Consider the following 13,578-nt stretch of genomic DNA (forward strand, 5'->3'; position numbering starts at 1 on the left):
GCAAGCCCCTGCCCGCGCCAGAAATCGAGACCGCGTCAGTGGCCCACGTCGCTGCGCGCAGCGGCCAGGGCCTCCTGTACGACGGCGTCCACCCGCGGGTCGGACGGGTCCAGCCCTTCGTCGTACTCGACGAACCAGGCCAGGTCCCCACGGGCGCCAGGAGCCCGGCGAGCGAGGACCCGGACCGACTTGCGACCCTCGACCGGGACGTGGCGCTGGACGGCGATGCTCGCCGTGACCCGCTCCCGCACGAGCTGGAGGAGCCGCCCGGCGTCGTCCAGTCGTACGACGTGCACGGGACTCGGTTGACCGAACCGGCCCACCTCCACCACGCGCAGGGTCGACTCCTGCTGGTCCCAGTCGGCGCTCGCGACCTGTTCCCAGGGCAACCGCCCGGGCAGGTAGAGGGCGTCGCGGGTGCCACCGACGGCTGTCGGCCCGCCGGGCAACGGATGGGGCACCGCAGCCCAGGCCAGCAGCCGCTCCCCCGCACCGACCTCGATCGAGGGCCGGTGCGACCGCAACGGCGGCAGGGGCGGGAACCTCACGCGCCGGCGCTCACGATCTTCTCGCGCAGCATCCGGCGGTGCTGCTCGAGGGCCGCCAGCTCGCCGAACATCTTGTTGTACTCGGCCGCCTGGTCCACCGGGTTCGTGCGCTGGAGGCGGCTCTTGACCTCATCGATGCGGCGCAGCGCGGTGAGCTCCTGCAACCGGTGCACGTGGTGGGCGACGTAGCCCGCATCGACCTCACGGGTCGCGGGAATCGGCTCCACAGCGAGCGCACTCACGGCCGACGACACCGCCGGGTCGACGGTTGCCTCGCGGATGTGCGTCACCCATGCCGGATCGCCCTGTCCAGCGACGGTGCCACCGGCACCGGCGATGAGCTCCCACACCGCGCGGTACGTCGGGTGGCTGAAGTCGTTGGCGCCGATGTCGGCCGTCGTACGACCGATCGCGATCGGGTGCTGCAGCACCAGCTTGAGGGTCTCCCGCTCGATGTTGAACCGGGGGTCGCGAAGGTCCGGGTACGCGGCGCGGGGCGGCGGTGTCGGCTCGGGCGTCGGCTGGACACCGCTGCGTTCGCGGGGCGCGGTGGGCTCGGGCCCGCGGGCGGCGGCACGACGCACTTCGGCCAGGACCCGGTTGGTGTCGACCTCGGACCCGATCATCCGCGACACCTCCTGCGCGAACGCGGTGACCTTCGACTGGTCCCGGACGGAGGCCACCAGCTTGGCGGCTGCGCGGACGGCGTCGACCCGGCCGTCTGCGCGGTCCAGGTCGTAGCGGCTGACGACGTTCTCGAGGACGAAGCGGTACAGCGGGCGGCGCGTCGCGATCAGCTCGCGGACGGCGGCATCACCGTGCTTGATCCGGAGGTCACAGGGATCCATGCCCTCGGGCGCCACCGCGACGTACGTCTGGGACACGAAGCGCTGGTCACCGGCGAACGTCTTCAGCGCGGCCTTCTGGCCGGCCTCGTCCCCGTCGAACGTGAACACGACCTCGCTGCGGAACTGCTCGTGGTCATCGAGGAAGCGGCGCAGGACGCGGGCGTGGTCGTCACCGAACGCCGTGCCGCAGGTGGCGACGGCGGTGCCGACGCCGGCGAGGTGGCAGGCCATCACGTCGGTGTAGCCCTCGACGATCACGGCCTGGGACGTGCGGGCGATCTCGCGACGGGCGAGGTCGATGCCGTAGAGCACGTGGCTCTTCTTGTAGATCGCCGTCTCGCCGGTGTTGAGGTACTTCGCCTCGATCCGGTCGTCCTCGAAGATCCGGCGAGCACCGAAGCCGATGGTGTCGCCGGTCGATTCGCGGATGGGCCACAACAACCGGCCGCGGAACTTGTCGTAGAGCGAGCGCCCCATCGCGACCAGCCCTGCGGCGATCACCTCCTCGGCGGTGAACTTGCGCCCGCTGAGGTGTCGCCACAACGCCTCGCCGTCACGCGGCGCGAAGCCGACGCCGAAGGTGAGGGCCGAGGCCTGGTCGAAGCCACGCTGGTCCAGGAACTGACGAGCAGCGATCGCTTCCGGGGTGGCGAGCTGCTCGGCGTAGAACTCCGCGGCCACGGCATGGGCCTCGATCAGGCGACGACGCTGCGGTCCCTTGGGCCGGTCATCGGTTCCCGAGTCGTCGCGGCGGAGCTGGACGCCGTACTTGTCCGCCATCCGCTCGACGGCCTCGCTGAAGCTGAGGCCGTCGATCTTCATCAGGAACGTGAAGACGTCGCCTCCCTCCTGGCAGCCGAAGCAGTGGAAGAAGTTCCGGCTGGGCGTGACGTGGAAGGACGGGGACTTCTCGTCGTGGAACGGACACAGTCCCTTCTGCGACCCGCCGCCCGCGTTGCGCAGGGTGACGTAGGAGGACACCACTTCGTCGATCCGCGCCCGTTCACGGACCGCGGCGATGTCCTCGTCACGGATCCGTCCCACCATGGGGCGATCCTACTGACGGGCGGTGGAGCCCGTGACGTCCATCCACAGGTACGTCCCCCGGACCAGTGAAGGTTCGGCTATTCTCCCGAGCGTGACCTCGGTCGCACATTGCTCGTTGTCCCTGGGGGAAGGGAACCGCGAGTAGGGGTTGTGGGATGAACAATCGGGGAGGGACCGACGATGGGGCAGTCGCCTGCGCGCTCTGGCGCGTCCTGGCCAGTTCCGTTGATCGTCGTCGTCCTCGTGATCTCGGCGTACCTCGCCTTCGGCCGGGACGACGAGTCGTCGCCGTCCAAGAAGCCCAGTGCGGCACCGGTGGCGCAGGTCGACCTGAAGAAGCTTCCGCTCAGCTCCACGAAGACCACGATCAAGGCCGCTCCGAAGGACCCGCGTCCGCAGGGCATCCCCAAGGGGACCGTCGTCCATCCCAAGCGCGTCGTGGCCCTGTACGACGCCCCGGACGGCAAGCCGTTCGCGAAGATCGGCCCACGCCAGTTCGGCGACACGTGGCTTCCGGTCATCACCCGCAACCGCGACTGGGTGCAGGTGTTGTTGCCGTCGAAGCCGAACGACTCGACCGGATGGCTCCGCTCCTCGGAGCTGGCCGAGGCCCACAGCCGCTTCCTGATCAAGGTGCACCTCGGCGACCGTTCGCTCGAGGTCTACGAGGACAACGACCTGGTCGACGCCTGGCCGGTGGCCATCGGCGCCGAGGCGACGCCGACGCCCACCGGCCGCACCTTCGTCCTCGGCCAGATCATCGACGACAAGCAGCCGTTCTCGCCGGTGATCCTGCCGCTCGGCAGCCACAGCGCGACGCTCGACTCCTACGGCGGCGGACCCGGCACGGTGGCCCTGCACGGATGGACCAATTCGTCCGTCTTCGGCAAGGCCGTCAGCCACGGATGCGTGCGGGTGCCCGATGAAGCCCTGGCCCTGCTCCGAACCGTCCCGACAGGCACCCCGGTGATCGTCGACAAGGCGTGACCCAACCCGCTCCACCACGAACTGCCTACAAATGATGAAGATGAAGGGAATCCCCATGAAGAAGACACGGACCCTGGCCTCAGTGGCCAGCGCCCTCGTGCTGGTCGGCGGAGGCGCCTCGCTCGCCCTGCTCGGCGGTGGCGGCACGGCCGTTGCTGCCGGAACGCCGTCCTCGGCGTTCGGCCTCGAGCTGAACCTGGCCGGCAACGCAGCCATCCCCCCGACCCCGTTCGTCGAGTCGACCGACGGCACGCTGGTGACCGACTCGCTCATCGACCTGCCGGTCGCCCCGCTGCTCGACGCCGGACTGGTCAACGCCTCCGCCGAGAACGGCAAGGCCGAGGCCAGCGTCGCCAACCTGGACGTCGTGCTGCTCGAGGGCCCGCTGGCCGCGCTGGACACGCTCGGTGAGCAGCTCGCGCCGCTGTGCGACGTGCTCGACCAGATTCCCGTTGACCAGCTGACCGGCGCACTGACCGGGCCCAACGGCAACCTGTTGCCGGATCTCCTCGGTCCCGTGGTCGAGGCGCTGAACCCGGCCATCGACCTCAGCCTGCTCACCGCGCTGGACCTGTCCGAGGTCACCTCGGGCCAGCTCGGAGATCTCTGCGACTTCGCCACCACCGGAAACCTCCTCGGTGCTGACGCGGTCACCGCGTCCTGCAACGGCCAGACGGGCAACACCGTCATCGAGGGCACCAACGGCCTGGTCGGTTCGCTGATCGACACCAACACGCCGAACTCCTCGGTCGCCATCCCCGGCGTCGTCGAGGTGACGGTCAACCGGCAGACCAAGAACGCCGACGGCACCTTCACCGTCGACGCCATCTACGTCAACCTGCTCGACCAGCTCGAGCTGACGGTTGCCTCGGCCACCTGTGGCCTGGTCACCGACGACGGCGGGCCGACCGACCCGAGCGACGCGCCCAGCCCGACCCCGATCGAGTCGCACGTCCCGGTCACCGGCTGATCCTCGGCCACCGACCCTGACGGGTCACCCTTCTCGGCACATCATTTGTCGGCAATCCGACCGGCCGGAGCCCCCAGGCTCCGGCCGGTCGGCTGTTTTTCGACCTACTGGACGACCTTGACGAGGCGGTGGTGCCAGGCGACGGCACTGGCGTCGGTGAGGGACGCGACCTGGTCGATCACGACCCGGATCCGGGCGGCGTCGTCGGCCGCGCCGGCCCAGTCGCTGGCGAACGTCTCGTCCAGGTCGGCGCCGTCCCGCTCGAGCAGCCTCGCGACGAGCTCGGTGAGCAGCTCCCGCTGCCGCACCTGGAGGGCCATCCTGGTGGCGTCCTGCATGACGTAGTGCGCGGCGATCCCCTTGAGCACGCTGATCTCGAGCCAGGTGTCCTCCGGGACGACGAGGTCGGCGGCGTAGCGGACGAACGGGCCCTCGGACGCCGCGAACGTGGCCTGCTGCACGGCGCCACAGAAGCGTCCGATCAGGTCGCTGGTCAGGTTCTTCAGCGCGGCAAGGCTCCCCCGTCGGCCGTCGTACGACGCCTGCGGCCAGCTCCCGACCGCCTGCAGGCCCAGGAGCACCTGGTCGAGCCGGTCGTCGGTCGCATCCGGGAGGTACCACGAGCGCACGGTCGGCCAGACGGCCGTCGTGTCGATCCGGGTCAGGTCGAGCTTGCCGGCGACGGTGCCGTCCTCGACGTCGTGGACCGAGTAGGCCACGTCGTCGGCGAGATCCATCACCTGTGCTTCGACGCAGCGCCGGCCGGCCGGCGCCGCGGCCCGCGCCCAGTCGAAGGCGGGCCGGTCGTCGTCGTACACGCCGAACTTGCCGGCGGCGCTCGTCGGGGCGTCGGCGACGCCCCAGGGGTACTTGGTGCAGGCGTCGAGCGTCGCGCGCGTGAGGTTCAGCCCGACCGACTCCCCCGCCGCGTCGGCGGTCTTCGCCTCGAGCCGGGTCAACAGGCGCAGCGTCTGGGCATTGCCCTCGAAGCCGCCGCAGTCGGCGGCCAGCGCGGCCAGCGCCCGCTCGCCGTTGTGCCCGAACGGCGGATGCCCGAGGTCGTGGGCCAGGGCCGCGGTCTCGGTGATGTCGGGATGGGTGCCGAGGGCCCGCGACAGGTCCCGCGCGATCTGCGCGACCTCGAGGCTGTGCGTCAGCCGGTTGCGGACGAAGTCGTCGCTCTGCGGTCCGACGACCTGGGTCTTCGCCGCCAGCCGCCGGAACGACGCGGCGTGCACGACCCGGGCCCGGTCCCGCTCGAACGCCAGTCGCTCCGGCGCCTCGACCCGCTTGGGCGGCTCGGGCACGATGCGCTCCCGCGCCTGCGCGTCGTACCGCTGCTCGACCTCGTCCACGTGGCGGAGACTAGCCCCTGCAACGCATGAAGGCCCGGACCACGGTCCGGACCTTCATGGTGAAGCGAGTTCTCAGTGACCTCAGTAGACGGTCACGTGCACGTGGTCGTAGTGGTTCGCCGTTGCCGATCCACGATCCGACATCCCGCGCCAGCCCTCGCCGGACCGGTCGACCGACCAGATCCGCTGCGAGTAGATGATGTAGTTGACGCCCAGGGCGGCGTAGTTGTCACGCACGAAGTCGGCGACCGCCTGGCCACGCGCGCCCGACACCATGATGTCGACGGCGAGGCCCTGCGAGTGCTCACCGTCGCCACGGAAGGTGCCGTAGGTGCCGATGTCGGGGAAGTTCGCGCAGACAGCCGCGTGGACCTTCTTGATGTTCGGGCTGACGCCGGCGGGCACCGAGGTGCCGTTGGTGCAGTCGCCCGTCAACGTCGGGGGCTTCTCCTTGCTGAAGTAGCCGGAGGTGACCCAGCGAGCCTTGCCGTCGAGCACGATCTCGGAGCGACCGCCGTACTTGCGGCCCGTGAGGAGGACCTTCTCGCCCTCGTCCAGCTCGCCGACGTTCTTGGCCTTCTTGTCCGGCCGCGCCCAGAGGTTCAGCGGGGCGGTCGTCCAGCGGCGGGTGTCTGCGTTCTTGATGGCCTTGGCGACGGCGTCGGCGCTGAGCAGCCGGGCCAGTCGGCTCGAGGCTGCGTCTCCACGCGCGCTGTCACGGGAAAGGACGGGGAGCTCACGGACCGCGCTCACCGAGTTGGTGGCGATCGTGCGGTCCACGGCAACGACATCGTTGTTGTCGGGCGTCGGGGAGCTTCCGAGTACTCCAGCGGTGACGACTGCTCCAGTCGCCAGAACGGCCAGCGAGCCGGCAAATGCTGCGGCTCGGGGCTTGCGTCGCGCGGTTTCCCGCTTGTGGCTGTTTGCCACGCGCTGATCCTTTGCTGTTGCGGACATGACGACGCCTGACTCGTTGCCGGGTCAGGCGTATCAATCGAGTGAAGCATAGGTAATTGCCGGTTCAATAATCCCTAGATCACATCAACAGGGTGTTCCGGGTCACCCGCCAGTGGTCTCGCTGACCTCTTCCAGTAGTGTTCCGCCCCCCTCGTCGAGGCCGTCGGTGTCGTCCAGCCAGCCCTCCGGAAGGACCACCTTGTTGCGCGGAGCGCCCTGCCGGCCCCGGGGCGCACCGAGCTCGCCGACGGGGAACGGCTCGGTCGGGTCGAGCTCGTCGAGCAGGTTGTCGAGGGTCGCGAGCGAGTCCACGAGGCCGAGCGACCGGCGCAGCTCCCCGCCCGCCCGGAAGCCCTTGAGGTACCACGCGATGTGCTTGCGGAACTCCTTGCAGCCGCGCTCCTCCCCCATGTGCTCGCACAGCAGCTCGGCGTGGCGGCGCATCATGATCCGGACGTCACCGAGGGTCGGCAGCGTGGTCACGGCCTTCCCGCCGAACGCTGCGGCGAGGTCACGGAACAGCCAGGGCCGTCCGAGGCAGCCACGCCCGACCACCACGCCCGCGACCCCGGTCTGTTCGACCATGCGGAGGGCGTCGGCCGCTTCCCAGATGTCGCCGTTGCCGAGGACCGGGATGTCGACGTGGTCGACGAGGTTCGCGATCGCTTCCCAGTCGGCCTGGCCGGAGTAGGCCTGCGCGACGGTCCGTCCGTGCAGTGCGATCGCTGCGATGCCGGACTCCTGCGCGATCCGCCCCGCGTCGAGGTAGGTCAGGTGGTCGTCATCGAGGCCCTTGCGGGTCTTCATGGTCACCGGGACGTCGTACGGCGCCGCGGCGGCCACCGCTTCCTCGAGGATCCGCCCGAGCAGGTTCCGCTTCCACGGCAGGGCGCCGCCGCCACCCTTGCGGGTGACCTTGGGGACCGGGCAGCCGAAGTTGAGATCGACGTGGGCGACGCCGTAGTCCTCGCAGAGGATGCGGGTGGCCTTGCCGACGTACGTCGGGTCGGTGCCGTAGAGCTGGACCGACCGCACCGTCTCGGCCTCGTCGAAGACGAGCATCCGCTTGGTGGTGTCATCTCCCTCGACCAGTCCGCGGCTGGTGATCATCTCGCAGACGTAGAGGCCGGCGCCGTACTCCGCGCACAGGCGCCGGTAGGCAGCGTTGGTGATGCCGGCCATCGGCGCCAGCACCACCGGCGTCGGCACCTCCAGCGACCCGAGACGCAGGCTGGTCGTCGCGACGGTCACGTGGCCGCCTGGCCGGGCTTCTTCTTGGCCTTCTTCTTGGCCGGCGGGGTGACCTTGCTGATCTCGCCGGCCCAGGTGATCGGGTCGAGTCCGGCGGGCGGGATGAAGCTGATCGTCCGGAGGGTCTGGGCGGGCGCGATGAAGTAGACCTGACAGATCTGCGCCCTCGCGCCGTTCGCGAACGCTGCGGGCAGCGGGTCGCCGGCGCAGAGCGGTTGCTGGACCTTCGTGTAGTGGTTCGGGGCCTCGAGGGTGGTGCCGTCGTCGGCCCAGATCACGTTGTCGAGCTTGAGGCCGCCGAGGTCGGTGTCGCCCACGTTGGTGACCGTGAGGCGGACGAAGTACGGCGTTCGCGCGGCGGTGACGTCATCGACGTTCCAGCCGGCGAAGGACTCCTGGAAAGACGTGCGCTCGATCCGGTCGACCTTCACGGCGAGGACGCCGATCTCCTTCTGGCGCCGCTCGAAGGCGATCACGGCCGGCGCACCGAGCGCGAGCTGCGTGCCGGGCTCGGTGAGGGTCACGCCGACCGGAACGTCGTAGTACCGCGCTGGAGCCTCGGTGGTGGCCGAGGGGCTCGGCTTCTCCGACGACTTGTCGTCAGCCTTGCTGTCGTCGTCCGAGCCGCAGCCAGCGAGCAGGCCGAGGGCCAGCACGCCGGCCACGACTCGCATCAGCATCCGACGAACCGCTCAGCGAAGTAGCTGGTGAGCTTGTCGAGGGACACGCGCTCCTGGGACATGGTGTCCCGCTCGCGCACGGTGACGGCATGGTCCTCGAGGGTGTCGAAGTCGACCGTGACGCAGTACGGCGTACCGATCTCGTCCTGGCGACGGTAGCGACGGCCGATGGCACCGGAGTCGTCGAAGTCGACGGTCCAGTTGCGGCGCAGCTCGGCGGCCAGGTCCTTGGCCTTCGGCGACAGGTCGGCGTTCCGGGACAGCGGCAGCACGGCGACCTTGATCGGCGCGAGGCGCGGGTCGAGCCGCAGCACGGTGCGCTTGTCGACGCCCCCCTTGGTGTTGGGCGCCTCGTCCTCGGTGTAGGCGTCGACGAGGAAGGTCATCAGGCTGCGCGAGAGTCCGGCTGCGGGCTCGATGACGTACGGCGTGTAGCGCTCGTTGTTGGCCTGGTCGAAGTACGACAGGTCGGTGCCCGAGGCCTCGCTGTGCGTCTTGAGGTCGAAGTCGGTGCGGTTGGCGATGCCCTCGAGCTCGCCCCACTCCGAGCCGGCGAAGCGGAAGCGGTACTCGATGTCGACGGTGCGCTTGGAGTAGTGCGAGAGCTTCTCCTGCGCGTGCTCGTAGTGGCGCAGGTTCTCGGGGTCGATCCCGAGGTCGACGTACCAGGCGGTGCGCGCGTCGATCCAGTACTGGTGCCACTCCTCGTCCTCACCCGGCTTGACGAAGAATTCCATCTCCATCTGCTCGAACTCGCGGGTGCGGAAGATGAAGTTGCCCGGCGTGATCTCGTTGCGGAAGCTCTTGCCGATCTGCGCGATGCCGAACGGGGGCTTCATCCGCTGGCTGGTGACCACGTTGGCGAAGTTGAGGAAGATGCCCTGCGCCGTCTCGGGGCGCAGGTAGTGGAGGCCGGACTCGTCGTCGACCACACCGAGGTAGGTCTTGAGCAGGCCGGAGAAGCTGCGCGGCTCCGTCCAGGCACCGCGGGTGCCGCAGTTCGGGCACGCCAGCGTCGCCAGGTCGACGTCGTCGGGGTTGTCGAGGCCCTTCTTCTCGGCGTAGGCCTCCTGCAGGTGGTCGGCGCGGTAGCGCTTGTGGCAGGACTGGCACTCCGTCAGCGGGTCGGCGAAGGTCGCGACGTGGCCCGAGGCCTCCCAGGTCTGGCGCGGCAGGATCACGCTGGAGTCGAGGCCGACGACGTCGTCGCGCATCTGCACCATGGACTTCCACCACTGGCGCTTGATGTTGTCCTTGAGCTCCACGCCGAGGGGGCCGTAGTCCCAGGCGGAACGCGTGCCGCCGTAGATCTCGCCGCAGGGGTAGACGAAGCCTCGGCGCTTCGCGAGGGAGACAACCTGGTCAACGGTGGACGGGGGCGGCTTGGCCACAGGGGGATTCCTTTATGGGACGAGCCCGGCTGGCTGCCGGGCAGTGTTTGTCGGTGCTGTTGCTGCTGTCGATCTACTCGCGGGAGCAATCCCCTAGGTTACGCGAGCCTCGGCCACGTTGAGCACGGTATTCGGCTCGACGACCTCATAGGCACCGGGTTCGTCGATCGCCCGCATCAGCACGGGGACCCCGTGGAGCTTCAGCTCGTACGACGACAGGGCTCGCCGATACGCGCCGACATTGACCCAGCGGGTGGTCAGCACCCACAGGTCCGGCTCGTCGACGTTGCGCCCGATCCACCCGGCGACGTACCCGGGCTTGTCGAGGAGGAGCCCGTGCACGAGCTCGAGGTCAGCACGCAGGGTGACCGGGTCGGGGCCGGCACGGAATCGGTTCACGACGAGCACGACCGAACTCTACGCAGCCCCGCGACCCTTGACCTGGTGGCCGTCACCGGCGACTATGACACCTGTCATAATCAACCGAGGGAGCTCCCGTGACCACCGAGACCGCCTGGCAGAAGTCCGCCTGCATCCTGTGCGAGTGCAACTGCGGGATCGAGGTGCAGGTCGAGGACCGACGCCTGATCAAGATCCGCGGCGACAAGTCCCACCCCGGCTCGGAGGGGTACACCTGCGAGAAGCCGCTGCGCCTGGACCGCTACCAGAACGGCACCGAGCGCCTCACCTCTCCCCTGCGCCGGCGCCCGGACGGGACCTACGAGCCGATCGACTGGGACACCGCCATCAGCGAGATCGCGGGCAAGCTGGCTGCGATCCGCGACGAGCACGGCGGCGACAAGATCTTCTTCTACGGCGGCGGGGGCCAGGGCAACCACCTCGGCGCGACGTACAGCCAGTCCCTGCAGGCCGCGCTGGGCGTGAAGTACCGCTCCAACGCGCTCGCCCAGGAGAAGACCGGCGAGATGTACGTCGACGGCCGGCTCTACGGCGGGCACACCAAGGGCGACTTCGAACACGCCGAGGTCGTCGTCTTCATCGGCAAGAACCCCTGGCAGTCGCACTCCTTCCCGCGCACCCGCCCGGTCCTCAAGGAGATGGCGGCGGACCCCGAGCGCTGCATGGTCGTCATCGACCCACGCCGCAGCGAGACCGCCGCGATGGCCGACGTCCACCTGCAGGTCAAACCGGGCACGGACGCCTGGTGCCTCTCCGCCCTCGGCGCCGTGCTGGTCCAGGAGGACCTCGTCGACCACGCGTTCATCGACGACCACACGACCGGCGCCGACCCCGTGCTGGCTGCCTACGCTGCGGTCGACATCGCTGACTACGCCGCGCGCTGCGGCGTCCCCGAGGAACTGATCCGGACCACTGCCCGGCGCATCGCGTCGGCGAAGAGCGTGTGCACCTACGAGGACCTCGGCACCCAGCAGGCTCCGCACAGCACCCTGAACTCCTACCTCAACAAGATGCTGTGGATCCTCACCGGCAACTTCGCCAAGGAGGGTGCGATGTTCCTGCACTCGACCTTCGCCCCCATCGCCGGAAGCGCGCCGGGCGGTGGCGCCAGCAAGCGCCCGACGTCCCCCGTCCAGCGCGCCGTCGCGAAGGCCCAGTCGACTGCCGTCGACGCCGTCGGCGCCGCCGCGATCCGCCTGCCGGCCCTGCTCCCCGACGCGATCGCCCACCCCCTTGCCGGCGCGATGCGCGGGCCGGTCGGCAAGGTGGCCAACGGACCGTCCAGCCCGACCGGTGCTGCCCGCCGACCGGCCGCCGACCGTCGTACTCCGGTGACCGGAGCCCGGATCATCGCCGGCCTGGTGCCGTGCAACTCGATCGCCGACGAGATCCTCACCGATCATCCGGACCGGTTCCGGGCCCTGTGGCTCGACAGCACCAACCCGTCGCACTCGCTCGCGGACTCGGGCTCCTTCCGCCGCGCCATGGAGGCGGTTGACCTCAGCGTCGTCATCGACATCGCCATGACGGAGACCGCGAAGCAGGCGGACTACGTGCTGCCCGCAGCGACGCAGTTCGAGAAGTGGGAGTGCACCTTCTTCAACGTCGACTTCCCGCGCAACGTGTTCCAGCTGCGCAAGCCGGCGATGGAGCCGCTCGACGGCACGCTGCCCGAGCCGGAGATCTACGCCCGCCTGATCCGCGAGCTCGCGCCCGTCCGCGAGTCCGTCCTCGCCCCACTGCGCAGCGCGGCCCGCCGCGGCCGGACCCAGTTCGCGATCGCGTTCTTCGCGGCCGTCGCGGCGAACCCGAAGCTGATGGGCCTGGCCGGCTACGTCCTCTACGAGACGCTGGGCACCACCCTGCCCGAGGGCGCCCGCGGCACGGCCTCGCTCTGGGGCGTCAGCCAGCTGTGCGCGATGGGCAACCCCGACTCCGTGGCGCGGGCCGGCTTCGACGGCGACGGCTTCGCCCCCGGCAACAAGCTCTTCGACCGGATCCTCGAGGGTGAGGGCGTGGTCTTCACCGTCGACGACTACGACCAGGCGTGGAGCTACACGCGTCGACCGGACCGCCGCTTCACCCTCGAGGTGCCCGAGCTCCTGGAGCGGATGCACGCGCTCGCCACGGAGCCCAGCTCGTGGACGACGGCGGAGTTCCCGTTCATCCTCGCCGCCGGGGAGCGCCGCGCCTTCACCGCGAACACGATCATTCGCGACCCGTCGTGGCGCCGCCGCGACGCCCACGGCGCACTCCGGATCAGCCCGACCGACGCAGAGACGTACGGCGTCACGACCGGCGACTCGCTGCGCGTGGTCACGGAGAAGGGCTCCGCGGTCGCCCAGGTGGAAGTCACCGACCAGATGCAGCAGGGACACTGCTCCCTGCCGAACGGGATGGGCATCGAGCACGTCGACGGCACGCCCGGCGTCGCCCCCAACGACCTGACCTCCCTGCACCACAAGGACTGGCTCGCCGGCACCCCGTGGCACAAGTACGTCCCCGCGCGCCTGGAGGCCGTATGACCACCCCGGGTACGACGACCGGCCGGTCGCCGCGCGACGCGATGCTGGACAGCGCGATCACCCTGTTCGCCTCCCGGGGCGTGGCAGCGACATCGCTGCGGGACGTGGTCGCCCACAGCGGTGCGCCGCGCGGGTCCATCTACCACCACTTCCCCGGCGGCAAGGCCGAGCTGGCCGAGGACGCGACTCGTCGCGCCGGCGACCTGATGGCGCGCCTGGTGACGAAGGTGGTCGACAGCGCCGACCCGGTGGCCGCCGTCGAGGCGATGGTCGACCACTGGTCGGGCGTCCTGCTCGGCAGCGACTTCGGCACCGGCTGCCCGGTCGCTGCGGCCGCTCTCTCCCCCGAGGACACCCCGGCGGCACGGTCAGCGGCCGGGGTCGCGTTCAGCACCTGGGAGCAGGCACTCACCGATGCACTCGTCCGTCGCGACGTTCCTGCCGACGCTGCTGCCGACCGGGCCGCGCTCATCGTCAGCGCGATCGAGGGAGCTCTGCTGGTGAGCCGTGCCCGTCGTACCGACGCACCGCTGCGGGCCGTCGGCCGGGAGCTGGTGCGCCACCTCGCCTGACGCGCCGACTTGACCGGAGCGACCCGG

Annotated in this window: 12 protein-coding genes; 4 read left to right on the forward strand and 8 right to left on the reverse strand. The window is 69.9% G+C overall.

Annotated elements, in window-relative coordinates; translation table 11 throughout:
* Window positions 1–35 precede the first annotated feature (35 nt).
* Entirely contained in the window at window positions 36–548 is a 513-nt protein-coding gene (locus tag ACOADB_RS09370) for a hypothetical protein (RefSeq protein ID WP_378597688.1), read from the reverse strand.
* Window positions 545–2,443: a DNA primase gene (gene dnaG, locus ACOADB_RS09375; RefSeq protein ID WP_378597689.1), complete on the reverse strand. Its 1,899-nt coding sequence runs from the start codon at window positions 2,441–2,443 to the stop codon at window positions 545–547. Before dnaG ends, ACOADB_RS09370 begins: the two co-directional genes overlap by 4 nt.
* Window positions 2,444–2,623: 180 nt before the next feature.
* Between dnaG and ACOADB_RS09380 the strand changes: the two genes are divergently transcribed.
* Window positions 2,624–3,430, forward strand: coding sequence for a L,D-transpeptidase (locus tag ACOADB_RS09380; protein WP_378597690.1), 807 nt, complete (start codon window positions 2,624–2,626; stop codon window positions 3,428–3,430).
* A 55-nt stretch (window positions 3,431–3,485) separates the two neighbouring features.
* Window positions 3,486–4,400: a choice-of-anchor P family protein gene (locus ACOADB_RS09385; RefSeq protein ID WP_378597691.1), complete on the forward strand. Its 915-nt coding sequence runs from the start codon at window positions 3,486–3,488 to the stop codon at window positions 4,398–4,400.
* 104 nt (window positions 4,401–4,504) lie between these two features.
* On the opposite strand, the gene ACOADB_RS09390 is transcribed toward ACOADB_RS09385, so the two are convergent.
* The 6 genes from ACOADB_RS09390 to ACOADB_RS09415 form a co-directional block, all read right to left on the reverse strand.
* Window positions 4,505–5,755 (reverse strand): deoxyguanosinetriphosphate triphosphohydrolase, encoded by a 1,251-nt coding sequence (locus ACOADB_RS09390; RefSeq protein WP_378597692.1) that lies wholly within the window; start codon window positions 5,753–5,755, stop codon window positions 4,505–4,507.
* Between the two features lie 81 nt (window positions 5,756–5,836).
* On the reverse strand, window positions 5,837–6,685 hold the full coding sequence (locus ACOADB_RS09395) for a hypothetical protein (protein ID WP_378597693.1): 849 nt from the start codon (window positions 6,683–6,685) through the stop codon (window positions 5,837–5,839).
* A 129-nt stretch (window positions 6,686–6,814) separates the two neighbouring features.
* The gene (dusB, locus tag ACOADB_RS09400; protein ID WP_378597694.1) at window positions 6,815–7,963 is read right to left on the reverse strand and encodes a tRNA dihydrouridine synthase DusB; all 1,149 of its coding nucleotides are present in this window, start codon (window positions 7,961–7,963) and stop codon (window positions 6,815–6,817) included.
* On the reverse strand, window positions 7,960–8,643 hold the full coding sequence (locus ACOADB_RS09405) for a hypothetical protein (RefSeq protein ID WP_378597695.1): 684 nt from the start codon (window positions 8,641–8,643) through the stop codon (window positions 7,960–7,962). Before ACOADB_RS09405 ends, dusB begins: the two co-directional genes overlap by 4 nt.
* Window positions 8,637–10,034 carry a glycine--tRNA ligase gene (locus ACOADB_RS09410; protein ID WP_378597696.1) on the reverse strand — a complete coding sequence of 466 codons (1,398 nt, stop codon included), beginning with the start codon at window positions 10,032–10,034 and terminating at the stop codon, window positions 8,637–8,639. The genes ACOADB_RS09405 and ACOADB_RS09410 overlap by 7 nt, the downstream gene beginning before the upstream one ends.
* Window positions 10,035–10,127: 93 nt before the next feature.
* Window positions 10,128–10,442 carry an antibiotic biosynthesis monooxygenase family protein gene (locus tag ACOADB_RS09415; RefSeq protein ID WP_378597697.1) on the reverse strand — a complete coding sequence of 105 codons (315 nt, stop codon included), beginning with the start codon at window positions 10,440–10,442 and terminating at the stop codon, window positions 10,128–10,130.
* Between the two features lie 89 nt (window positions 10,443–10,531).
* Between ACOADB_RS09415 and ACOADB_RS09420 the strand changes: the two genes are divergently transcribed.
* Window positions 10,532–12,979, forward strand: a complete 2,448-nt coding sequence (locus ACOADB_RS09420) for a molybdopterin-dependent oxidoreductase (protein ID WP_378597698.1) — start codon at window positions 10,532–10,534, stop codon at window positions 12,977–12,979.
* Complete coding sequence (locus tag ACOADB_RS09425) at window positions 12,976–13,551, forward strand: TetR/AcrR family transcriptional regulator (RefSeq protein WP_378597699.1); 576 nt, start codon at window positions 12,976–12,978, stop codon at window positions 13,549–13,551. The genes ACOADB_RS09420 and ACOADB_RS09425 overlap by 4 nt, the downstream gene beginning before the upstream one ends.
* Window positions 13,552–13,578 lie beyond the last annotated feature (27 nt).

Source organism: Nocardioides sp. CPCC 206348 (assembly GCF_048654705.1).
Taxonomy (GTDB): Bacteria; Actinomycetota; Actinomycetes; order Propionibacteriales; family Nocardioidaceae; genus Nocardioides.

Bases quoted from the DNA above. Each gene is read 5' to 3' on its own strand.
- dnaG (WP_378597689.1), bottom strand. From the start codon at position 2,443: ATGGTGGGACGGATCCGTGACGAGGACATCGCCGCGGTCCGTGAACGG.
- ACOADB_RS09380 (WP_378597690.1), top strand. From the start codon at position 2,624: ATGGGGCAGTCGCCTGCGCGCTCTGGCGCGTCCTGGCCAGTTCCGTTG.
- ACOADB_RS09385 (WP_378597691.1), top strand. From the start codon at position 3,486: ATGAAGAAGACACGGACCCTGGCCTCAGTGGCCAGCGCCCTCGTGCTG.
- ACOADB_RS09405 (WP_378597695.1), bottom strand. From the start codon at position 8,643: ATGCTGATGCGAGTCGTGGCCGGCGTGCTGGCCCTCGGCCTGCTCGCT.
- ACOADB_RS09425 (WP_378597699.1), top strand. From the start codon at position 12,976: ATGACCACCCCGGGTACGACGACCGGCCGGTCGCCGCGCGACGCGATG.